Annotated in this window: 23 protein-coding genes and 1 tRNA gene; 11 read left to right on the top strand and 13 right to left on the bottom strand. The window is 69.5% G+C overall.

The window, feature by feature from the left end:
- Positions 1-83: 83 nt before the first annotated feature.
- Entirely contained in the window at positions 84-413 is a 330-nt protein-coding gene (locus ACH4ZA_RS17990) for a DUF3618 domain-containing protein (protein ID WP_319276398.1), read from the bottom strand.
- Between the two features lie 93 nt (positions 414-506).
- Here ACH4ZA_RS17990 and bcp point away from each other — a divergent pair, with 93 nt between their 5' ends.
- The 3 genes from bcp to ACH4ZA_RS17975 all read left to right on the top strand — a co-directional run bounded on the left by bcp (position 507) and on the right by ACH4ZA_RS17975 (position 2,024).
- The gene (gene bcp / locus ACH4ZA_RS17985; protein ID WP_266718165.1) at positions 507-974 is read left to right on the top strand and encodes a thioredoxin-dependent thiol peroxidase; all 468 of its coding nucleotides are present in this window, start codon (positions 507-509) and stop codon (positions 972-974) included.
- Between the two features lie 327 nt (positions 975-1,301).
- A complete protein-coding gene (locus tag ACH4ZA_RS17980; RefSeq protein WP_398430242.1) occupies positions 1,302-1,883 on the top strand; it encodes an HNH endonuclease signature motif containing protein in 582 nt (193 codons plus the stop codon).
- A 54-nt stretch (positions 1,884-1,937) separates the two neighbouring features.
- Positions 1,938-2,024, top strand: a tRNA-Leu gene (locus tag ACH4ZA_RS17975).
- Between the two features lie 44 nt (positions 2,025-2,068).
- Here ACH4ZA_RS17975 and rdgB read toward each other — a convergent pair.
- The 4 genes from rdgB to ACH4ZA_RS17955 form a co-directional block, all read right to left on the bottom strand.
- Positions 2,069-2,671 carry an RdgB/HAM1 family non-canonical purine NTP pyrophosphatase gene (rdgB, locus tag ACH4ZA_RS17970; protein ID WP_398430240.1) on the bottom strand — a complete coding sequence of 201 codons (603 nt, stop codon included), beginning with the start codon at positions 2,669-2,671 and terminating at the stop codon, positions 2,069-2,071.
- Between the two features lie 40 nt (positions 2,672-2,711).
- Positions 2,712-3,128 (bottom strand): hypothetical protein, encoded by a 417-nt coding sequence (locus tag ACH4ZA_RS17965; RefSeq protein ID WP_319276395.1) that lies wholly within the window; start codon positions 3,126-3,128, stop codon positions 2,712-2,714.
- Positions 3,129-3,238: 110 nt separating this feature from the next.
- The gene (rph, locus tag ACH4ZA_RS17960; protein WP_319276394.1) at positions 3,239-3,976 is read right to left on the bottom strand and encodes a ribonuclease PH; all 738 of its coding nucleotides are present in this window, start codon (positions 3,974-3,976) and stop codon (positions 3,239-3,241) included.
- 138 nt (positions 3,977-4,114) lie between these two features.
- Complete coding sequence (locus tag ACH4ZA_RS17955) at positions 4,115-4,417, bottom strand: PTS glucose/sucrose transporter subunit IIB (RefSeq protein ID WP_319276528.1); 303 nt, start codon at positions 4,415-4,417, stop codon at positions 4,115-4,117.
- A gap of 110 nt (positions 4,418-4,527) precedes the next feature.
- On the opposite strand from ACH4ZA_RS17955, the gene ACH4ZA_RS17950 reads away from it, so the two are divergent.
- Entirely contained in the window at positions 4,528-5,826 is a 1,299-nt protein-coding gene (locus ACH4ZA_RS17950; protein WP_319276393.1) for a PTS transporter subunit EIIC, read from the top strand.
- A gap of 237 nt (positions 5,827-6,063) precedes the next feature.
- A complete protein-coding gene (locus ACH4ZA_RS17945) occupies positions 6,064-7,317 on the top strand; it encodes a PTS transporter subunit EIIC (protein WP_398430237.1) in 1,254 nt (417 codons plus the stop codon).
- Between the two features lie 100 nt (positions 7,318-7,417).
- Here the strand turns inward: ACH4ZA_RS17945 and ACH4ZA_RS17940 are convergent, their stop codons facing one another.
- Entirely contained in the window at positions 7,418-8,170 is a 753-nt protein-coding gene (locus tag ACH4ZA_RS17940; RefSeq protein ID WP_306952049.1) for an MBL fold metallo-hydrolase, read from the bottom strand.
- 260 nt (positions 8,171-8,430) lie between these two features.
- On the opposite strand from ACH4ZA_RS17940, the gene ACH4ZA_RS17935 reads away from it, so the two are divergent.
- Positions 8,431-8,997 carry a type II toxin-antitoxin system PemK/MazF family toxin gene (locus ACH4ZA_RS17935; protein WP_398430235.1) on the top strand — a complete coding sequence of 189 codons (567 nt, stop codon included), beginning with the start codon at positions 8,431-8,433 and terminating at the stop codon, positions 8,995-8,997.
- A gap of 76 nt (positions 8,998-9,073) precedes the next feature.
- On the opposite strand, the gene ACH4ZA_RS17930 is transcribed toward ACH4ZA_RS17935, so the two are convergent.
- The 5 genes from ACH4ZA_RS17930 to ACH4ZA_RS17910 all read right to left on the bottom strand — a co-directional run bounded on the left by ACH4ZA_RS17930 (position 9,074) and on the right by ACH4ZA_RS17910 (position 12,700).
- Positions 9,074-10,024, bottom strand: a complete 951-nt coding sequence (locus ACH4ZA_RS17930) for a PLP-dependent cysteine synthase family protein (RefSeq protein ID WP_107443741.1) — start codon at positions 10,022-10,024, stop codon at positions 9,074-9,076.
- Between the two features lie 16 nt (positions 10,025-10,040).
- Positions 10,041-10,319, bottom strand: a complete 279-nt coding sequence (locus ACH4ZA_RS17925; RefSeq protein WP_057574449.1) for a MoaD/ThiS family protein — start codon at positions 10,317-10,319, stop codon at positions 10,041-10,043.
- 89 nt (positions 10,320-10,408) lie between these two features.
- The gene (locus ACH4ZA_RS17920; RefSeq protein ID WP_216825713.1) at positions 10,409-10,504 is read right to left on the bottom strand and encodes a winged helix-turn-helix domain-containing protein; all 96 of its coding nucleotides are present in this window, start codon (positions 10,502-10,504) and stop codon (positions 10,409-10,411) included.
- Between the two features lie 124 nt (positions 10,505-10,628).
- Positions 10,629-11,213, bottom strand: a complete 585-nt coding sequence (locus ACH4ZA_RS17915) for an isochorismatase family protein (RefSeq protein ID WP_319276390.1) — start codon at positions 11,211-11,213, stop codon at positions 10,629-10,631.
- Between the two features lie 140 nt (positions 11,214-11,353).
- Positions 11,354-12,700, bottom strand: a complete 1,347-nt coding sequence (locus ACH4ZA_RS17910; RefSeq protein ID WP_398430233.1) for a nicotinate phosphoribosyltransferase — start codon at positions 12,698-12,700, stop codon at positions 11,354-11,356.
- A gap of 56 nt (positions 12,701-12,756) precedes the next feature.
- Between ACH4ZA_RS17910 and clpS the strand changes: the two genes are divergently transcribed.
- From clpS to ACH4ZA_RS17890, 4 genes are all read left to right on the top strand, one after another.
- A complete protein-coding gene (gene clpS / locus ACH4ZA_RS17905; RefSeq protein WP_057574446.1) occupies positions 12,757-13,074 on the top strand; it encodes an ATP-dependent Clp protease adapter ClpS in 318 nt (105 codons plus the stop codon).
- A gap of 11 nt (positions 13,075-13,085) precedes the next feature.
- Positions 13,086-13,694, top strand: coding sequence for a DUF2017 domain-containing protein (locus tag ACH4ZA_RS17900; protein ID WP_319276388.1), 609 nt, complete (start codon positions 13,086-13,088; stop codon positions 13,692-13,694).
- A gap of 376 nt (positions 13,695-14,070) precedes the next feature.
- Positions 14,071-15,504: an amino acid permease gene (locus ACH4ZA_RS17895; RefSeq protein WP_398430231.1), complete on the top strand. Its 1,434-nt coding sequence runs from the start codon at positions 14,071-14,073 to the stop codon at positions 15,502-15,504.
- 134 nt (positions 15,505-15,638) lie between these two features.
- Positions 15,639-16,061, top strand: a complete 423-nt coding sequence (locus ACH4ZA_RS17890) for a M67 family metallopeptidase (protein ID WP_306952033.1) — start codon at positions 15,639-15,641, stop codon at positions 16,059-16,061.
- A gap of 22 nt (positions 16,062-16,083) precedes the next feature.
- Here the strand turns inward: ACH4ZA_RS17890 and ACH4ZA_RS17885 are convergent, their stop codons facing one another.
- Positions 16,084-16,440 (bottom strand): hypothetical protein, encoded by a 357-nt coding sequence (locus tag ACH4ZA_RS17885; protein ID WP_319276386.1) that lies wholly within the window; start codon positions 16,438-16,440, stop codon positions 16,084-16,086.
- A gap of 193 nt (positions 16,441-16,633) precedes the next feature.
- On the bottom strand, positions 16,634-18,985 hold the full coding sequence (locus tag ACH4ZA_RS17880; protein ID WP_319276384.1) for an immune inhibitor A domain-containing protein: 2,352 nt from the start codon (positions 18,983-18,985) through the stop codon (positions 16,634-16,636).
- Positions 18,986-19,350: 365 nt separating this feature from the next.
- Here ACH4ZA_RS17880 and ACH4ZA_RS17875 point away from each other — a divergent pair, with 365 nt between their 5' ends.
- On the top strand, positions 19,351-19,686 hold the full coding sequence (locus tag ACH4ZA_RS17875) for a hypothetical protein (RefSeq protein ID WP_319276383.1): 336 nt from the start codon (positions 19,351-19,353) through the stop codon (positions 19,684-19,686).
- Positions 19,687-19,807: the final 121 nt, after the last annotated feature.

Genomic DNA, 19,807 nt, shown 5'->3' with positions numbered 1-19,807 from the left:
TCTCTCTTGGCGCTCACACCACTGAACCTACCTGCCCGCGACGCCCCCGTGAGCGAGCGGGGGTGGTGACGCCCCCGAGCGGATCAGCCCCTGCGGCGACGCGGACCGAAGGCCAACAGGCCCACGACCCCGACGACCAGCAACGCCACCGGCACCACCCGCTCGAGCCGCGGCGCGCCCTCCTCGTCCACGAACTGCGCCTTCACATCACTCACCGCCCGGTTCACCTGGACGTAGGCGCGGCCCAGAGTGTGATCGACGTTGGCGACGACCTTGGCCTTCACGTCCCCGACGATGGTCTTCGGGTGCACCCGCACCCCGATCTCGTCCAGTGTCTCCGCCAGCGCCTCGCGGCGGGCCCTGATGTCCGCCTCGATCTGCGCCGGGGTTCTGGTGTCCGACGTCTCCGCCACGGTCAGCCTCCGAAGTCACCTGGGTCCTGTTCCGGACAGTCTGTCAGCTTCACCCTCGTCCGCACCGCCGGGACCCCCGGTTACGCTGGACCGATGAGCGAGCGACTCCAGCCCGGGGACGTGGCCCCCGCCTTCACCCTCTCCGACGCCGACGGCAACCAGGTGTCCCTGTCGGACCACAAGGGCCGCAAGGTCATCGTCTACTTCTACCCGGCCGCCCTGACCCCCGGCTGCACGAAGCAGGCCTGCGACTTCACCGACAACCTCGACCTCCTGGCCGCCGCGGGCTACGACGTCCTCGGCATCTCCCCGGACAGCCCCGAGAAGCTGGGCAAGTTCCGCGAGAAGGAGTCCCTGAAGGTCACCCTCCTGGCCGACCCCGAGAAGACCGCCCTCGACGCGTACGGCGCGTTCGGCGAGAAGAAGAACTACGGCAAGACCTACATGGGCGTCATCCGCTCCACGATCGTCGTGGACGAGGAGGGCAAGGTCGAACACGCCCTCTACAACGTCCGCGCCACCGGCCACGTCGCCAAGATCATCAAGGACCTGGGCATCTGAGGTCCCCCTCCCCGACACCCGAGCGGTCCGCGTCGAACACCCGACGCGGGCCGCTTCACGTTCCGTGCGTGACTGTCCGATAACCGGTTCGTTACTCCGTACGAGCCCACGAACGGGTGGCCGGGAGACGGAGGGGGTTCGGATGGGCGTGCGGAACTCAGCAGAGACGGCGGACCGTTACAGCGGGGAGAGGCTCGCGCAGGAAGTCGCCGAGGCTCGCTGCTGGGCCGACCTCATGCGACGACTCGGCCTCAAGTCGAGCGGCGGCCAACGCAGGGTGCTGCAAGAGCACGTCACACCGCGCTCTCGGCCTCGAGCATACGCGGCATGGCACGCGCACTGGGCGTCCCCGATGACAACCGCTCCCGGACAGCGCTCGCCCGGATGCTGGCGGCGCAGCGGATCGACGTCGCTCACTTCTCGTACCGGCGCGCGGCGATTCCCGAGGACCGGTTGCGGGACCTCGTACCCGCGTCCACGAGCTACGCCGACGTCATGCGCGGGCTCGGCATGGAGGTCAACGACACCAATCACCGGCGCGTGCGACGCGCCGCCTCCCGCCTGGACCTGGATACCAGTCACTTCACTCGTCGGACTTGGGGACGACCTGAGCGTCCCGCGCCTTCGCCGATTGCGGATCGAGTGCTGGTCGCCCTGCCCGCCCAGGCCGGGCGAACCAACAGGACCCGACTGCACCAAGCTCTGACGGAAGTCGGAAGGTCGTACGCGTGTGCGGAGTGCGCCAACCCCGGCGAGTGGCGGGGTCGGCCGATCACCCTGCAGATCGACCACGTCAACGGCGACTGGCGGGACAATCGCGAGGAGAACCTGCGGTACCTGTGCCCGAACTGCCACGCCTTGACGGCTACGTGGTGCCGCCGCAAGGGTGGAGTGCCACTCGCCGGGTGAGCTGCGACGCCCGTACACTGGTGGCCACCGGTCGAGCTTGATGACCGTTTTTGAGCGGCCGTGATGGAATTTGGTCAGACATGCTGGGTTTAGGTCCCAGTGGGTTAACCACCCGTGTGGGTTCGAGTCCCACCGGCCGCACACCTCGGAAGGGGCCGCCGGATCAGGCGGCCCCTTCTTTTCGCTCAGCCCAGCAACTCCCGGACCGCTGGTACCAGCCCTCGGAATGCCTTGCCTCGGTGGCTGATCGCGTTCTTCTCCTCCGCCGTCAGTTCCGCGCAGGTGCGCGTCTCGCCGTCGGGCTGGAGGATCGGGTCGTAGCCGAAGCCGTTCGTGCCCTCGGGTGCGAAGCGCAGGACGCCCGTCAGCCGGCCTTCGACGACGCGTTCCGTGCCGTCCGGGAGGGCCAGGGCCGCCGCGCAGGCGAAGTGGGCGCCGCGGTGTTCGTCCGCGATGTCGGACAGCTGGGCCAGGAGGAGGTCGAGGTTGGCCTTGTCGTCGCCGTGGCGGCCCGACCAGCGGGCGGAGAAGATGCCGGGGGCGCCGTTCAGGACGTCCACGCAGAGGCCGGAGTCGTCGGCGACGGCCGGGTGGCCGGTGGCCCGGGCGAGGGCGTGGGCTTTCAGCAGCGCGTTCTCGGCGAAGGTGACGCCGGTTTCCCTGACGTCGGGGATGTCGGGGTAGGCGTCCGCGCCGACGAGGTCGTGGGGCAGGCCTGCGTCGGCGAGGATCGACCTGAGTTCGGTGATCTTTCCGGCGTTGCGGGTGGCGAGGATCAGGCGGGTCATGCGCCCAGTATCCCGGCCGCCCGGTCCGGCGCGGCGGTCGCTAGGGGGTGCAGACCTTGGTCAGTTCGCCGGCCGCGTCGGTGACGGGGCTGACGTCGGGGGTGTTGTCGCCGTTCTTGACGGCGGTGCGGACGTTCGCGACGGCTTTGCGGAGGTCGTCGACCGCCTTGTCGACGTCGGCGTTGTCCGTCTTGTCGCCTATCTTGTCGAGGTTGTTCTCGATGGAGGTCAGCGACTCCTGTGTCTGGGTCGGGTCGTTCGCGGCGTTCTCCACGGCCTGCTGGAGGTCGGTGACGCTGTCGGCGATCGAGTCCGCGGTCTGGACGCAGTCGAGGGCCTTGTTGACGGCGTCGCAGCCGGTGGTCGTCAGTCCCAGGGTGAGGGCGACGGCCGCCGTGGTGGCGGCGATGACGGTTCGGCGACGCCGGAGCGGGCGTCGGCTCGCGGCCGTGGACATAACTGTGTTCCTCCCCTTGTCAGGCCCAGGGGCCCCCGTCGGTGTACTGGCCTAGACGCGACGGCGGGCGGACCGGTTGCCCGCGCCCGCCGCCGTTCTTGGTGTGCTCTTTACTTTTCGAGGGCGGCGTCAAGTGCCGTGCGCTGGAGTGCGGTCAGTTCGGCGCAGCCGGAAACGGCGAGGTCGAGGAGGGAGTTGAGTTCGTCGCGGGCGAACGGCTCGGCTTCGGCGGTGCCTTGGACCTCGACGAAGCGGCCGTCGCCGGTGCAGACGACGTTCATGTCGGTCTCGGCGCGGACGTCTTCCTCGTAGCGCAGGTCGAGGAGCGGGACGCCGGCGACGATGCCGACGGAGACGGCGGACACCGTGCCGGTGAGGGGCTGGCGGCCGGCCTTGATCAGCTTCTTGCCCTGGGCCCAGGAGACGGCGTCGGCGAGGGCGACGTACGCGCCGGTGATGGCGGCGGTGCGGGTGCCGCCGTCGGCCTGGAGGACGTCGCAGTCGAGGACGATGGTGTTCTCGCCGAGGGCCTTGTAGTCGATGACGGCGCGCAGGGAGCGGCCGATGAGGCGGGAGATCTCGTGGGTGCGTCCGCCGATCTTGCCGCGGACGGATTCGCGGTCGCCGCGGGTGTTGGTGGCGCGGGGGAGCATGGAGTATTCGGCGGTGACCCAGCCTTCGCCGCTGCCTTTGCGCCAGCGGGGGACGCCTTCGGTGACGGAGGCGGTGCAGAAGACCTTGGTGTCGCCGAAGGAGACGAGGACGGAGCCTTCGGCGTGCTTGCTCCAGCCGCGTTCGATGGTGACGGGGCGGAGCTGTTCGGGGGTGCGGCCGTCGATGCGAGACATGGCGCTGAGCCTAGTGGTACGGGCGAGGGGCTCCTCCCGTGGAGAGGAGGAGCCCCTGGGGTGGAGTCGTCGGGCGGTGGCGTCGGGCGGACTCGCGGGGCCGGTCGCCGTTGAGCTCCGTGGGTGTGGGCGGGGGGCTCACATCATGTCTTCGATCTCCGCTGCGATGGGGTCGGCGTCGGTGCCGATGACGACCTGGATGGCGGTGCCCATCTTGACGACGCCGTGGGCGCCGGCGGCCTTCAGGGCGGCTTCGTCGACGAGTGAGGCGTCGCTGACCTCGGTGCGCAGGCGGGTGATGCAGCCTTCGATCTCTTCGATGTTGTCGAGTCCGCCGAGTCCGGCGACGATCTTCTCAGCCTTGGTGGCCATGTTCGGTCTCCCTGAATTCCCTGGTGCCGGCTGTGATTGCGTGTCGGACCGCTGGGGGCAGTAACCCACAGTTGGCCCAGCTTCGCGAGCGAGTGCGGCGTGTGTGCCGAAGGATGGCGTCACAGTAGCCCCAATCGTCCGTAGCTGGTCTACACCACCTGACAGGCGGTCGCCAAACGATGAGTGCCGAGAGCGCCCCGTCCGAGGTCAGCCCTGCGCGAAGGCGTTGGCACAGCGCGTTCCAGGGTCTGCAGAAGATGGGCCGGAGTCTGCAGTTGCCGATCGCGGTGCTGCCGGCCGCGGGCATTCTCAACCGGCTCGGTCAGCCTGATGTGTTCGGGGACGACGGGCTGGGCTGGACGGACGTGGCGAAGGTGATGGCGGGTGCGGGGGCGGCGCTGCTCGACGGTTCTCTCGGGCTTCCGCTGTTGTTCTGCATCGGTGTGGCGATCGGTATGGCGAAGAAGTCGGACGGTTCGACGGCGCTGGCGGCGGTGGCGGGATTCCTCGTCTACTACAACGTGTTGCGGCAGTTCCCGGAGGACTGCGCGCCCGGTTCGAAGGTGATTCCGAACATCGGGTGCCAGGCGACGGACAACACGGTGGGGGCGTTCACGTACCAGAATCCGGGGGTGTTCGGCGGGATCGTGATGGGTCTGCTGACGGCGTTCTTCTGGCAGCGGTATCACCGGACGAAGTTGGTGGACTGGCTGGGGTTCTTCAACGGGCGGCGGTTGGTGCCGATCATCATGGCGTTCGTCGCGATCGTGTTCGCCGCGTTGTGTCTGTGGGTGTGGCCGCCGATCGGTGACGCGTTGGAGAACTTCAGCGACTGGCTGGACGGGCTGGACGCGTGGGGTGCGGGCATCTTCGGGGTCGCGAACCGGGCGTTGCTGGTGATCGGTCTGCATCAGTTCCTGAACGTGCCCATCTGGTTCCAGTTCGGGAGTTTCACGAAGCCGGACGGGACGGTGGTGCACGGTGACATCAACATGTTCCTGGCGGGCGATCCGGATGCGGGTCAGTTCACCTCGGGGTTCTTCCCGATCATGATGTTCGCGTTGCCGGCGGCGGCGCTGGCGATCACGCACTGTGCGCGGCCGGGGCGGCGCAAGGAGGTCGGGGGGTTGATGCTGTCGGTGGCGTTGACGTCGTTCGTGACGGGCATCACCGAGCCGATCGAGTACTCGTTCCTGTTCGTCGCGCCGTTGCTGTATGCGGTGCACGCGGTGCTGACGGGTGTGTCGATGGCGGTGACATGGGGGCTGGGCGTGCATGACGGGTTCAGTTTCTCGGCGGGGTTGATCGACTACGTCATCAACTGGAACCTGGCGACGCGGCCGTGGGCGATGGTCCCGATCGGTCTGTGTTTCGCGGCCGTCTACTACGTGATCTTCCGGTTCGCGATCACAAGGTTCGATCTGAAGACGCCGGGGCGGGAGCCGGAGGAGGAGCGGGAGGACGTCACGAAGGCGTGAGCGGAGGCCTGCGCGGGCGGTTTGCGGCGGCGGGTGATGGGCCCCTGGGAGCAGGTTCCGGGGGCCCTTTCGTATGCGTGGCGCACGCGCGGTGCACGGCGGAACGAGGGTGCAAGATCCGGCACGGGGCGTAGTTCTTCGGTTGCACGTTTGACGGGTTCCTTATATCGCCACCATCGTGCTAGAACATGGTCTACACCACTGAGTGGTGTAGACCATCACCGATGGAGGAAGTCTATGAGCACCGCCACCGCGCCCACGGCGGCCCCTGCGAAGAAGCGGGGATCCGGCCTTTTCCAGGGCCTCCAGAAGGTCGGCCGAAGCCTTCAGCTGCCCATCGCCGTGCTGCCGGCGGCGGGCATCATGGTCCGGCTCGGCCAGAACGACATCTTCGGCAAGGACGGTCTCGGCTGGGACAAGGTCGCCGCGGTCTTCAACGCCGCGGGCGGGGCCATCACCGGCAGCCTGCCGATGCTGTTCTGTATAGGCGTGGCCATCGGCTTCGCCAAGAAGTCGGACGGCTCCACGGCGCTGGCCGCACTGGTGGGCTTCCTGGTCTACAGCAAGGTGCTCGAGGCGTTCCCCCTCACCGAGGAGCACATCGAGAAGGGCCAGATCGTCGCGGCCTCGTACAACAACCCCGGTGTCCTGGGCGGCATCATCATGGGGCTGCTGTCGGCCCTGATGTGGCAGCGTTTCCATCGCACGAGGCTCGTGGACTGGCTCGGCTTCTTCAACGGCCGCCGTCTGGTGCCGATCCTGATGGCCTTCGTCGGCGCCCTGGTCGGTGTCTTCTTCTCCCTGGTCTGGGAGCCCATCGGCGACGGCATCACCCACTTCGGCGAGTGGATGACGGGCCTCGGAGCCGTCGGCTCGGCCCTGTTCGGCCTGGTCAACCGTGCCCTCATTCCGATCGGCATGCACCAGTTCGTCAACACCGTCGCCTGGTTCCAGCTGGGTGAGTTCAAGGACACGGCCGGTCAGGTCTTCAACGGCGACTACAACCGCTTCCTGCACGGCGACCCGTCGGCCGGTATGTTCATGTCCGGCTTCTTCCCGATCATGATGTTCGGTCTCCCGGCGGCGGCCATCGCGATGGCGCACTGCGCCCGCCCCGAGCGCCGCAAGGCCGTGATGGGCATGATGATCTCGCTCGCGCTGACGTCTTTCGTCACCGGTGTGACCGAGCCGATCGAGTTCTCGTTCATGTTCATCGCCCCGCTCCTGTACGTCATCCACGCGGTGCTGACCGCGGTCTCGATGGCCGTCACGTGGGGACTGGGGGTGCACGCCGGCTTCAACTTCTCGGCCGGCTTCCTCGACTACGCGCTGAACTGGAACCTCGCCACCAAGCCCTGGCTCATCATCCCGATCGGACTGGTCTTCGGCGCGATCTACTACGTCGTCTTCCGCTTCGCCATCATCAAGTGGAACCTCCCCACCCCGGGCCGGGAGCCCGAGGAGGAGGTCGAGGACCTCACGAAGGCGTAGGCGACGCCCTCGGCCGTTCGCCCTCCCCCGCGCGGCACGCGAAGACCCCCGGAGCCCTGAACCGCTCCGGGGGTCTTCGTCTGCTGGGCGTGCGGGGAACTCAGATCTCGTACGTCTGCCGTGGCGCGGCCAGTTCCACCGGGCCGTCGAACACCGCGCGGGCGTCCTCGAGGTTGACCTGGGGGTCCGTCCACGGCGGGATGTGGGTCAGCACCAGTTTGCGCGCGCCCGCCCGGCTCGCCGTCTCTCCGGCCTCGCGGCCGTTGAGGTGCAGGTCGGGGATGTTCTCCTTGCCGTGGGTGAAGGCGGCCTCGCAGAGGAACAGGTCCGTGTCGCGGGCGAGTTCCAGCAGTGCGGGGCTGACGCCCGTGTCGCCGGAGTACGTCAGCGATCTGCCGCCGTGCTCGACGCGGATGCCGTACGCCTCCACCGGGTGGGCGACCCGCTCCGTGTGCACGGTGAACGGGCCGATGTCGAAGGTGGACGGCTTGACGGTGTGGAAGTCGAAGACCTCGCTCATGGAGGAGGCGGAGGGGGTGTCGGCGTAGGCGGTGGTCAGGCGGTGCTCGGTGCCCTCGGGGCCGTAGACCGGGATGGGGTCGCAGCGCCCGCCGTCGTGCCGGTAGTAGCGCGCGACGAAGTACGCGCACATGTCGATGCAGTGGTCGGCGTGCAGATGGCTCAGGAAGATCGCGTCGAGGTCGTAGAGACCGCAGTGGCGCTGCAGCTCGCCGAGGGCGCCGTTGCCCATGTCGAGAAGCAACCGGAAGCCGTCGGCCTCGACGAGGTAGCTCGAGCAGGCCGATTCCGCGGAGGGGAACGACCCCGAGCAGCCGACGACGGTGAGCTTCATAAAGCAGAAACCTCCGCTGGCGGGTAACCGGGAAGGGTCCGGAAGGGACCGTGAACGATTGATCGTCACATGGGGCGACGGGGGTCGTGCGGTTCGTCGAGCGTAAGGCGCAAAACGCCGGGTCGCTCCTCCGCCAGGGGCCGTTGTGGGCGAACTCACCTGCGCTGTCACCGGTTCGGCTGGACCAAGGGCGTGCGGGATGCACCAGGGGGCGCGCGTTGATGGTCGCGCGCTGGTGGGGCCGCCGGTAACGTCGTCGTATGGACACGTCCTGGTGGCTCGCGCTCGCCGCGGTGGTACTGCTGGCGCTGGTCGCCGCGCTCGTGGACGGCTGGGGTCGCGGGCGGCGTCCGCGGGAAGGCGGGACCAGGCCGCCCGGTCGGCCGAAGCGTCCGGCGACGGGACGGCCGGCGCGGGGGCGCGATCGTGCGGGGCGGCCGCAGCCGGCGGAGATCTGGTGGGCGAACGTGCCGTTCGAGGACGGGCCGGAATCATGGGGGGACGGGCGGCGGGGGTCACCGCGCTCCTCCGGCGCCGGGAACGGGTCGGGCCGGACGGCGGCGGGGGACGGGCGGGCCAAGGACCGGCCGTGTCTGGTGCTGGCGGTGCACGGCGACCGGGTGACCGTCGCGAAGATCACCAGCAAGTACCGGGGAGAGCGTCCCGGGGTGATCCCGCTGCCGCCGGGCGCCGTCGGGGACGCGCAGGGGCGGCGGAGTTTCCTGGAGACGGACGAGTTGCGCCAGGTCCGGGTGCGTGAGTTCCGGCGCCGGGTGGGCGTGGTGGACCCGGTCCTGTGGGACCAGGTCCGTCATCTGACCGCCTGAGGTCCGCCGCCGGGTTCCGGGCCTACGGCCGGTGCCCCGGCCTTTCCGGCACCGCGTGCGGCGGGCCCTGTCGGGTCTACGCCCAGAGCTGGCCCTGGAGGGTCTCGATCGCCTCCTCCGTGGTGGCCGCGGTGTAGACGCCGGTCGACAGGTACTTCCAGCCGCCGTCCGCCACGACGAACGCGATGTCGGCGCTCTCCCCCGCCTTCAGCGCCTTGTTGCCGACGCCGATCGCGGCGTGCAGGGCGGCGCCGGTGGAGACTCCGGCGAAGATGCCCTCCTGCTGGAGGAGTTCCCGGGTGCGGGTGACGGCGTCGGCCGAGCCGACGGAGAAGCGGGTGGTGAGGACGGAGGCGTCGTACAGCTCCGGCACGAAGCCCTCGTCGAGGTTGCGCAGGCCGTAGACGAGGTCGTCGTAGCGCGGCTCGGCGGCGACGATCTTCACGTCGGGCTTGTTCTCGCGCAGGAACCGGCCGACGCCCATCAGGGTCCCGGTCGTGCCGAGGCCGGCGACGAAGTGGGTGATGGAGGGGAGGTCGGCGAGGATCTCGGGGCCGGTGGTGGCGTAGTGGGCGCCCGCGTTGTCGGGGTTGCCGTACTGGTAGAGCATCACCCAGTCGGGATGCTCGGCGGCGAGTTCCTTGGCGACGCGCACGGCGGTGTTGGAGCCGCCGGCGGCCGGGGAGGAGATGATCTCGGCGCCCCACATGGCGAGCAGGTCGCGGCGTTCCTGCGAGGTGTTCTCGGGCATCACGCAGACGATGCGGTAGCCCTTGAGCTTGGCCGCCATGGCGAGGGAGATGCCGGTGTTGCCGCTGGTGGGCTCGAGGATGGTGCAGCCGGGGGTGAGGCGGCCGTCCTTCTCGGCCTGCTCGACCATGTGCAGGGCGGGGCGGTCCTTGACGGAGCCGGTGGGGTTGCGGTCCTCGAGCTTCGCCCAGATGCGGACGTCGGCGGACGGCGAGAGCCGCGGCAGGCGCACCAGAGGGGTGTTGCCCACCGCGGCCAGCGGGGAGTCGTAACGCATGGGGTCCGGCGGCCGATCAGGCCATGCCGCCGGCGACGGCCGGCAGGATCGTCACGGTGTCGCCGTCGGTCAGCTTGGTGTCGATGCCGTCGACGAAGCGGACGTCCTCGTCGTTCAGGTACACGTTGACGAAGCGGCGCAGCTTGCCGTCGTCCACGATGCGGGCGTGGATGCCCGCATGGCGGGTCTCGAGGTCGGTGAACAGGTCGGCGAGGGTCTCACCGCTGCCCTCCACCGCCTTCTGGCCGTCGGTGTACTGGCGGAGGATGGTGGGGATGCGGACCTCGATGGCCATGGCTGAGGGCTCCTGTCGGAAGGTGTGGGCAGCGCGGAAACGTGCGTGTGGGACGCCGCGGCTCACGGCCCACGGCGGCAGGGCCTGCGTCAACAGATGGCGCTGGCGAGCCTGCACAGGTCGACGTGCAGCCGCGCCACGAGCAGTGCGCCCGGCGTCTTGTCGCTCACGTCGTTCAGAACCATGGGCTCATCGTATCGATTCCCGGTCAGGCGTCCGGAGTGTGATCCCATATGGCGGACGGATTGGGTCCAGGGGGTGGGATCGTGCCGATGGAGGGCCTCCCGGTGCGGCGGCGGCGAGGGGGCGTCAGACGACGGGCTTTCCGGTCAGGTGGACGCCCGCCGCGCGCATGTCCTCCAGGGCGCGGTCGGTGGTCGCCTCGGCGACGCCGGCGGTGAGGGACAGCAGGACCTGGGTGCGGAAGCCCGCGCGGGCCGCGTCCAGGGCGGTGGCCCGGACGCAGTGGTCGGTGGCGATGCCGACGACGTCGACCTCGTCGATCTGCCGGTCGCGCAGCCAGTCGCCCAGGCCGACGCCGTTCTCGTCGGCGCCCTCGAAACCGCTGTAGGCGGCCGCGTAGTCGCCCTTGGAGAAGACGGCGTCGACCGCCCCGGAGGCGACGGCCGGGGCGAAGTTGGGGTGGAAGCCGACGCCCTCGGTGCCGGCGACGCAGTGCGCGGGCCAGGAGTGGACGTAGTCGGGGTTGTCGGCGAAGTGGCCGCCGGGCGCGATGTGGTGGTCACGGGTGGCGACGACGTGCCGGTACCCGGCGGGGGCCTGGCCGATGAGCTCGGTGATGGCGGCGGCCACGTCGGCGCCGCCGGCGACCGCGAGGCTGCCCCCCTCGCAGAAGTCGTTCTGCACGTCTACGACGATCAAGGCGCGGCGCATGGTCGGTGTCCTTCGGTGGGGGTCCTCCGGTTCTTCCGAGCCGGAGGAAAGGTGAAGTAATTGAGCCTAGAGACTTTGCCGGCGCTGCGGGAGGGGGCGGGCCGGGGGCCCGGCGCGCTCCCTCCCGCCGGGCCCACGCCCTAGCTACCCGACGGGGCGTGCAGATACTCCGTGGGGATGACGGGTTCGCCGCGGGAGAGCTGGGTGGCGGACAGGGGCAGGCCGGCGCGGGCGGCGACATGGCGGTCGCGGACGGCGTCGAGGGGCTCGCGGGCGACGACCGCGCCGTCCCTGACGAGGTCGACGAGGAGCATGCGGTCGGCCAGTTCGGCGGGGACGTCGCCGGTGCCGACGACCTCGGCCTCGGCGACGCCGTGGGCGTCGAGGCGGCGCGCGGCCCACTTGCGGCCGCCGACGGAGGTCTTGCCGCCGGACGACTTCTTCGCCACCGGGACGAGCGGCGCGGCGGGGTCGTCGGACTGCGCGCGGGCGACGAGTTTGTAGACCATGGAGGCCGTGGGGTGTCCGGAGCCGGTGACGAGCTGGGTGCCGACCCCGTAGGCGTCCACGGGGGCCGCGGCGAGGGAGGCGATGGCGTACTCGTCGAGGTCGGAGGTGACGATGATGCGGGTGCCGGTGGCGCCGAGGTCGTCGAGCTGCCGGCGCACCCGGTGGGCGACGAGGAGGAGGTCGCCGGAGTCGATGCGGACGGCGCCGAGCTCGGGTCCGGCGATGTCGACGGCCGTGCGGACGGCCTCGGCGACGTCGTAGGTGTCGACGAGGAGGGTGGTGCCGCGGCCGAGGGAGTCGACCTGGGCGCGGAAGGCGTCGCGCTCCTCGTCGTGGAGGAGGGTGAAGGCGTGGGCGCTGGTGCCGACGGTGGGGATGCCGTAGCGGAAGCCGGCGGCGAGGTCGGAGGTGGTGGTGAAGCCGCCGATGTAGGCGGCGCGGGCGGCGGCGACCGCGGCGAGTTCGTGGGTGCGGCGGGCGCCCATCTCGATGAGGGGGCGTTCGCCGGCGGCGGAGGACATGCGGGAGGCCGCGGCGGCGATGGCGGAGTCGTGGTTGAGGATGGAGAGGATGACGGTCTCGAGGAGGACGCACTCGGCGAAGGAGCCCTCGACGCGCATGATGGGCGAGCCGGGGAAGTAGACCTCGCCCTCGGGGTAGCCGCTGATGTCACCCGAGAAGCGGTATCCGGCGAGCCAGTCGAGGGTGGTCCCGTCGACGATGCGGCGTTCGCGCAGGAAGTCGAGGAGGTCGGCGTCGAAGCGGAAGTTCTCCACCGCGTCCAGGACCCGGCCGGTGCCGGCGACGACGCCGTAGCGCCGGCCGTCCGGCAGCCTGCGGGTGAAGACCTCGAACACGCTGCGGCGTTCGGCGGTGCCCGCCTTCAACGCGGCCTGCAGCATCGTCAGCTCGTACTGGTCCGTGAAGAGCGCCGTCGACGGGACTCGCACCGGCAGCCCAAGGTCCGCTGTGTTCATGACGAGGATGCTACCCCCTTTTCGTCGGTGTGACGATTTCACTGCGGCGTGGCAGCATGGGCCTTGTGACGTCACCCGCTCCCCTTGAGATCGAACGCACCGAGTCGGCGGAGGAGGTCTTCGCCGTACCCGAGCCGGACGTCCCCTGGGTCACGATCGTCCACAACGACCCGGTCAACCTCATGAGCTACGTGACGTACGTCTTCCAGGCGTACTTCGGCTACTCGAAGGACAAGGCCACCAAGCTCATGCTCGACGTCCACCACAAGGGCCGGGCGGTCGTCTCCAGCGGTTCCCGCGAGGAGATGGAACGCGACGTGCAGGCCATGCACGGGTACGGCCTGTGGGCCACCCTCCAGCAGGACCGGAAGTAGCCTCCCCTCATATGCCTGGACACTTCGAACCGCTCCCCGGCGGCGGCGCGGCCGTCGCGCTCGACGACGTCGAGATCTCCATCATCCGGTCGCTGGCCGTGCAGCTCCTGGAGCTGATCGGCCCCGGCCCCGCCGAGGACGCCCCCGACGACCCGCTCGCCGAGCTCTTCGCCGAGGGGCCGAGCGAGCCGCCCGCCGACCCCGTGCTCCGGAGGCTCTTCCCGGACGCCTACACCGACCCGGAGGCCACCCCGGGGCCCCGGGAGGCGGACGAGCAGAAGGCGCACTCCGCCGAGTTCCGCCGCTACACGGAGAACGACCTGCGGGCCGGCAAGCGGGAGAACGCCCTGACGGTGGTCCGCTCGCTGGACGGGCTGGCCTCCGAGGCGGCCGCCGAGGGCGGCGCGGTCCTGAAGCTGACGCCGCAGGAGTCCCAGCAGTGGCTGCGGGCGCTGAACGATCTGCGGCTGGCGATCGGCTCCCGGCTGGAGATCACCGACGAGGAAGACACCGACCTCCTCTACCGGCTGCCGGACGAGGACCCGCGCAAGCCGATGGTGATGGCGTACCTGTGGCTGGGCGGGCTCCAGGAGACCCTGGTGACGACCCTGATGCCGTAACCGCTGCGCGGATGCCGTAGCCGTTACGCGGATGCCGTGGCCGTTACGCGCCGGTTCGTACGCATTTCCCGTTCGCTCAGAGGACGCTCAAATCCGGATAACGATCGCGTCACCGCGACGGCCGGGAGTGTCCTCTTTGTGTCACGTTCATCCGCTTCTTCTGGTGTCGTGCGCCACACGTTCCGCCGCCGACCGACGGTGCGGGCGTGATAAATCTTCACGACCGCCCGGCGAACACCACCCGTATGTTCCGCCGGGTGCGCCACCGAGCCGGTTGATCGCCGGCCAGGCATCGCTCCATCAGTCCGGGGGGATCGAAACCCGATCCGAGGCCGACGAGAGGTCCGGATCGGCATGGAGAAAGGCGCACCACCACATGTCCTCTGAGAAGGTCACTGACACCGCCGTCACTGACACTCCCGAAGAGGGGTACGAACGCGGACTCGGCAGCCGCCAGGTCCAGATGATCGCCATCGGCGGCGCCATCGGCGTCGGCCTCTTCCTGGGCGCCGGGGCGAACATCGCCAAGGCCGGCCCCAGCCTCATCGTGATGTACGCCCTCGCCGGCGCGATCGTCTTCTTCATCATGCGGGCACTCGGCGAGCTGCTGCTGTACCGCCCGGTCTCGGGCTCGTTCGCGGAGTACTCCCGCGAATTCCTCGGCCCGTTCTTCGGGTACTTCACCGGCTGGACCTATTGGCTGATGTGGGTCGTCACCGGCATGGCCGAGCTGACGGCCGCCGCGATCTACGTCAACTACTGGTTCCCGGCCGTCCCCCAGTGGGTGACGGCGCTGGTCTTCCTGGTGATCCTGTTCGGGGTCAACCTGATCTCCGTGAAGGTGTTCGGGGAACTCGAGTTCTGGTTCTCGATGGTCAAGGTCACCGCGCTGATCGGCATGATCGTCATCGGTCTGGGCGTCCTCACCTTCGGTTTCAGCTCGGCCGGCGACACGGCCGCGGTCTCCAACCTGTGGGCCTTCGACGGCTTCTTCCCCAAGGGCGTCGGCTCGTCCCTGATGACCCTGCAGGGCGTCATGTTCGCCTACCTCGCGGTCGAGCTGGTCGGCGTCACGGCCGGTGAGTCGGAGAACCCGGAGAAGACCCTCCCGAAGGCGATCAACACGCTGCCGTGGCGGATCGCGCTGTTCTACGTCGGCGCGCTCACCGTCATCCTGTGCGTAGTGAAGTGGACCGAGTTCGCACCCGGCGTCTCACCGTTCGTCGCGGCCTTCGCGAAGATCGGCATCCCGGCGGGCGCGGGCATCGTCAACTTCGTCGTGCTGACGGCCGCGCTGTCCTCGTGCAACTCCGGCATGTACTCGACCGGCCGCATGCTGCGCAACCTGGCCGACAGCGGCGAGGCCCCGGCGGTCTTCCGCAAGCTGTCCGCGTCCAAGACGCCGGCGTTCGGCATCACCGTCTCGGTCCTCTTCATGGGCATCGGCGTGATCCTGAACTACGTCGTCCCGGAGAAGGCCTTCGGCTACGTCACCTCCGTCGCCACCGCGGCCGGCATCTGGACCTGGCTGATGATCCTGATCAGCCACGTGCTGTACCGCCGCGCGGTCGTCGCGGGCCGGCTGCCCGCGTCCAGCTTCCCGGCCCCGGGCGGCTCGGCGTTCAGCTGGGTGGCCATCGTGTTCCTGCTCTTCGTCACCGGCCTGATCGCGTACGACGCCGACTCGCGGGTCTGTCTGTACGTGATGGCGGGCTGGGCCGCCGCCCTCGGCATCGGCTGGGCGGTCCTGAAGAGCCGCAACCCGCAGGTCGCCGCCCGGCGCGAGCCGGAGTTCGAGAAGGTCGGCTGAGGCGCCGGCCGGGCGTCCGCGCCGCAGGGAGCACTCGTGGCGCTCCCTGCGGCGGACACCCGGACCGTCCGCGATGTGGGCTGTTCCGTACCACTCCTCGGTACGGAGCAGCCCCTTTGCTTATCCTGGCGACCATGCTGACCATCACCCAGGACCTGCACGACCGGATCGTCGCCCACGCGCGCAAGGACCACCCCGACGAGGCGTGCGGCGTGGTCGCGGGGCCGGCGGGCACGGACCGACCGGAGCGCTTCGTCCCGATGCTGAACGCGGCCATGTCCCCCACGTTCTACGAGTTCGACTCGGGCGACCTGCTCAAGCTGTACCGCGAGATGGACGACCGCGACGAGGAGCCGGTGGTCATCTACCACTCCCACACCGCGACCGAGGCCCACCCCTCCCGCACCGACATCTCCTACGCGAACGAGCCCGGCGCGCACTACGTCCTGGTCTCCACCGCCGACACCGACGGCCTCGGCGAGTTCCAGTTCCGCTCGTTCCGCATCGTGGACGGCGTGGTCACGGAGGAGGACGTCCGGGTGGTGGAGGCGTACTGAGCCGCCTGCGGGGCGGGCCGGCCTAGGCCGCCGCCGCGTCGAGGAGGGCCCGGACGGGGCGCCACAGCTGGGGGCCCGCGGGCCCGCCGGCGACGGGGACACCGTTGTCAGGGGTGGTGCGCCAGACCAGGCCGTCGGGGTGGTGCAGGACGGCCGTGATCTCGTCCGGCGTGGGGGGCGCCGCGTTGCCGCGCAGGTAGACGGCCCGCAGGCCCAGGTTGCGGAGCCGGGTCAGGGCGCGTGCGCGGTTGTGGGCGTGGACGAGGAACCGGACGTCCGTGGAGGGGCCTGTGAGGCCCTCCCGCGCCGCGGGGCGGGGCAGGTTCAGCGCCACCACCACCATGCCGTCGGGCAGCTTGCAGAAGCCTCCTGCGGCCATGCGGTCACACCCCCGTGCGCGTCGGTATCGGCATCGGCGCCACGGGCGGCGCCGATGTGCTGGTCAGGGTCGGTGTCGATGCGGGCGTCGATGGCACTGTCAATAAGAAGGGCACAGGAGGCACCTAAACACGATCGGCGGCAACCCGCCAAGGGGTTGCCGCCGATACGCGTCTGACCTGCGGAAACGTCGACTACTTCGCCGAGGGTCCGACCTGCAGGCTGATCGTCGAGCCGTCCGCCGGCTCCTTGACGATCTTGATGCGGGTGTTGGTGTCAGTGATCTTCACGCCCGCGAGCGGGGTCTTCGCGTCCCAGTAGGTGGACGTTCCGTCGTCGAAGACCGGGATGCCGATGCGCGACTTGACCTTGGTCGCGACGCCCGCCTTGTGCAGCGTGAACGCGTCGGTCGCGGCGCGGGTGAAGGTCGAGTCGAAGGACTGGATCCGGCTGTTCATGTACGTGCCGTCGGCCCACTTCATCGGCGTCGGGTGCGAGTCGACCGGCAGGATCAGGCCCGTGCCGTTGTGCTGGCTGGTGTTGTCGTCGGCCTGCGAGGTGTCCCACTTCCAGATCAGCAGACCGTTCTGGTACGGGTAGTGCTCGACCCAGGACGGACGGGTCGTCGAGAAGCCGAAGTTGTACGGGCCGACCTTGAGGGTCTTGTCGTACGACGTGTACTGGCGGTTCTCGGCGATGTAGTACTGCGGGTAGTCGTCCGTGATGGACGCGCCGATGCGGGAGAAGCCGTTCGCCGTCCAGGCGGTGTCCTGGGCCTCGGCGTTGTCGGAGAAGAGGGTCGCGCCGTCGGCGGTCACCGTGATCTCGTCGGCCGCGAAGCCCTTCAGGGCCACGCCGCCGTCGCTCTGGTAGCGGAAGCGCAGGGCGACCTTCTTGCCCGCGTAGGCGTCCAGCGAGTAGGTCAGCTTCTGGTAGGCCGCGACCGAGCCGGTGAGGGCGGGCTTGCCGCTGCCGTCACGGGTGATGGCGCTGCCGTCGGCCAGCTTGCCGTCGATCGGCGTCCAGTTGGCGCCGCCGTCGGTGGACACCTCGGTGTAGAGGAAGTCGTAGTCGGCCTCGATGTCCCACCAGCCGTCGAGGGTGAGGCTCGCGGCGGACTTGCCCGTCAGGTCGACCGAGCGGGACAGGGAGTTGCGCAGGTCGTTGCCGCTGCCGCTCCACCACTGCGTCTTGCCCTGCGCCGGGGCGACCACCTCGGTGGTGACCGTCTTGTCGGGCAGCTGGACGATGAGGGCCTGCGGGTTCTTGGTGTTGTACTCCGCGACGCCCAGCGTGTGGTTCGACTTCTTGCCGGCCGTGGCGACGTCGTAGTCGAGCCAGCCCAGCTGCAGCTTGTCCCAGGCGTTCATGTCGCCGGGGAGGTCGCCGATGGTGTCCTTGCCGGTGCCCAGCCAGGAACCGGAGGACATCAGCGTCCAGAAGCCGGTGGAGTTCTCGCCGCCGCCGGAGGTGTCGTACTCGTCCGGCAGGCCGAGGTCGTGGCCGTACTCGTGCGCGTAGACGCCGAGTCCGCCGTTCTCCGGCTGGATGGTGTAGTCGCCGACCCAGATGCCGGTGTCGCCGACCTGGGCGCCGCCGAGCTTGTTGGTGTCCGGGCCGGTGGAGCCGGCGTCGGTGCCGAAGGCGTACCAGCGGTGGGCCCAGATGGCGTCCTCGCCCTGCGCGCCGCCGCCCGCGGACTCGTCCTCGCCGGCGTGCACGATCTGGAAGTGGTCGATGTAGCCGTCGGGCTCGTTGAAGTCGCCGTCGCCGTCGAAGTCGTAGCGGTCCCACTGGTCGTACTGGGCCAGCTCCGCCTTGATCTCGGCGGCCGTGTCACCGGCGGCCTCGCGCTCGGCGACCCAGGCGTTGACACCGTCCTGGACCGCGTACCAGGCGCCGGTGGAGGCCTTGTTGGAGCCGTAGCGGGCCTCGTTGTAGGGGACCTTGACCCAGTCGGTCACCTCGCCGTCGACCGAGTAGCGGCCCGAGGACTGCTTCTCGTAGTACTTCTTGAGCGACTCGGCGTTCTTGCCGGTGCCGAAGTACAGGTCCTGGAAGTGCTTCTGGTCGTAGTCCGCCTGCCAGGCCGTGGAGTTGTCCTGCTTGCGGTCCGGCTTGGCTATCTGGTTGTGCAGCGGGCCGGGCGTGCCGCCGTAGCGGCTGTCGACCTGGTCGCCGAACTCGACGAGGATCGTGAAGATCTTGTCGGTCTTCTCGCGGCCGAGCTCGACGAACTTGCTGTCGCCCTTCTTGCTCTTGAGCTGGACGACCTTCGAGCCGGCGCGGTTCTTGACCGTCGACCGACCGGCTATGACCTCCTTGAGCGCCTCCTCGCGCTGCGCCTCCTGCGTCTTGCTGAGCGGCCCGTCGAAGTCGTGCTGGCGGGCCTTGGCCGGCTGCGGGTCGTGCCGGCCCGCCGCCGGGGACTGCGCCGAGCTGTTCTCGGCGGCCTGCGCCACGGCGAACGTCGTGAACGTCGCCGTGGCCGCCGCGAGTGCGACGACTGTGGCGGCCGTGCGGAACGTCCAGGATCTACTGGTCACTTGATGTCCTCCCACGCACGCGTCAGCCCGCGCGGTAGGGGGATTCCTGTCAAGGAAAGTCCGCGCGCTGTTATACGCGTGTAGTCAAGTGACGCCATTTGACTACTGGTTTAGAAGAAAAGACAGACCTTGACTTGGACAGGTCAAGTGCATTATTAGGAGACGGCGTCCGCATTGCGGACGCGTGAAGGTTTCTTGACGTAGCCTCCGGCGGGCGCGCGGGGCAGTCCACCTGGTGGACGTCATGACTCCGTGCGCCCCCTGTGCTCCGGCACCGTGGGTTAGGTCACGCTTACCGTTGGTTCCGCTCGGGCATGCAGCCGAATAGAGTCGAGACCGCCCCCGCTCCCGAGGACACGATTGCCATGCCTCGTCCGACAGTCGCACAGCTCACGTACGGTTCCTGCACCGTCATCTTCTCGACGCTCGCCATGCTGCTGCTGTCGCAGACCAGTTCGGGCCCCGGGATCGCCGTCGTCGTCGTCGCCGCGGTCGCCCTCGGCGTGCTCGTCGCCATGACGGTGCCGACGCCGAAGCCCCCGCGAGCCCCCGTCGCCCGTTCCGCGGCGAACCGAGCCGTGAGCCGGACCGCGCCCGTCACGGTTCCCGCGCACACGTCCGGGACCAGGTCCGTGACCCTGCCCGTCCCCGCTTCTGTCGCCTCGGCGCCCGAACCCGTCCGGGAGCCCACCGCTCCCTGACCCGCACCCGCCGTGGGGCGGGGTATGGGCCGCCGGGGGGGGGCGGGGCCGCGGGACCGGCCCCCCCCCCGGCCCCCGGGGGGGCCAACGGGGGGGGCCACCCCCCGCGTAGGGCGCGAGG

The organism is Streptomyces sp. NPDC020597, from assembly GCF_044335095.1.
Classification (GTDB): Bacteria; Actinomycetota; Actinomycetes; order Streptomycetales; family Streptomycetaceae; genus Streptomyces.
The sequence above is the reverse complement of the archived record's forward strand: the minus strand, read 5'-3'. Positions and strand labels throughout refer to the sequence as shown.

Coding starts and splice junctions, on each gene's coding strand:
- ACH4ZA_RS17900 (WP_319276388.1), top strand. CDS start 13,086: ATGCCTGGACACTTCGAACCGCTCCCCGGCGGCGGCGCGGCCGTCGCG.
- ACH4ZA_RS17945 (WP_398430237.1), top strand. CDS start 6,064: ATGAGCACCGCCACCGCGCCCACGGCGGCCCCTGCGAAGAAGCGGGGA.
- ACH4ZA_RS17935 (WP_398430235.1), top strand. CDS start 8,431: ATGGACACGTCCTGGTGGCTCGCGCTCGCCGCGGTGGTACTGCTGGCG.
- ACH4ZA_RS17965 (WP_319276395.1), bottom strand. CDS start 3,128: ATGTCCACGGCCGCGAGCCGACGCCCGCTCCGGCGTCGCCGAACCGTC.
- rdgB (WP_398430240.1), bottom strand. CDS start 2,671: ATGACCCGCCTGATCCTCGCCACCCGCAACGCCGGAAAGATCACCGAA.
- bcp (WP_266718165.1), top strand. CDS start 507: ATGAGCGAGCGACTCCAGCCCGGGGACGTGGCCCCCGCCTTCACCCTC.
- ACH4ZA_RS17930 (WP_107443741.1), bottom strand. CDS start 10,024: ATGCGTTACGACTCCCCGCTGGCCGCGGTGGGCAACACCCCTCTGGTG.
- clpS (WP_057574446.1), top strand. CDS start 12,757: ATGGGCCTTGTGACGTCACCCGCTCCCCTTGAGATCGAACGCACCGAG.
- ACH4ZA_RS17915 (WP_319276390.1), bottom strand. CDS start 11,213: ATGCGCCGCGCCTTGATCGTCGTAGACGTGCAGAACGACTTCTGCGAG.
- rph (WP_319276394.1), bottom strand. CDS start 3,976: ATGTCTCGCATCGACGGCCGCACCCCCGAACAGCTCCGCCCCGTCACC.
- ACH4ZA_RS17940 (WP_306952049.1), bottom strand. CDS start 8,170: ATGAAGCTCACCGTCGTCGGCTGCTCGGGGTCGTTCCCCTCCGCGGAA.
- ACH4ZA_RS17980 (WP_398430242.1), top strand. CDS start 1,302: ATGGCACGCGCACTGGGCGTCCCCGATGACAACCGCTCCCGGACAGCG.
- ACH4ZA_RS17875 (WP_319276383.1), top strand. CDS start 19,351: ATGCCTCGTCCGACAGTCGCACAGCTCACGTACGGTTCCTGCACCGTC.
- ACH4ZA_RS17895 (WP_398430231.1), top strand. CDS start 14,071: ATGTCCTCTGAGAAGGTCACTGACACCGCCGTCACTGACACTCCCGAA.
- ACH4ZA_RS17890 (WP_306952033.1), top strand. CDS start 15,639: ATGCTGACCATCACCCAGGACCTGCACGACCGGATCGTCGCCCACGCG.
- ACH4ZA_RS17910 (WP_398430233.1), bottom strand. CDS start 12,700: ATGAACACAGCGGACCTTGGGCTGCCGGTGCGAGTCCCGTCGACGGCG.
- ACH4ZA_RS17920 (WP_216825713.1), bottom strand. CDS start 10,504: ATGGTTCTGAACGACGTGAGCGACAAGACGCCGGGCGCACTGCTCGTG.
- ACH4ZA_RS17950 (WP_319276393.1), top strand. CDS start 4,528: ATGAGTGCCGAGAGCGCCCCGTCCGAGGTCAGCCCTGCGCGAAGGCGT.
- ACH4ZA_RS17925 (WP_057574449.1), bottom strand. CDS start 10,319: ATGGCCATCGAGGTCCGCATCCCCACCATCCTCCGCCAGTACACCGAC.
- ACH4ZA_RS17885 (WP_319276386.1), bottom strand. CDS start 16,440: ATGGCCGCAGGAGGCTTCTGCAAGCTGCCCGACGGCATGGTGGTGGTG.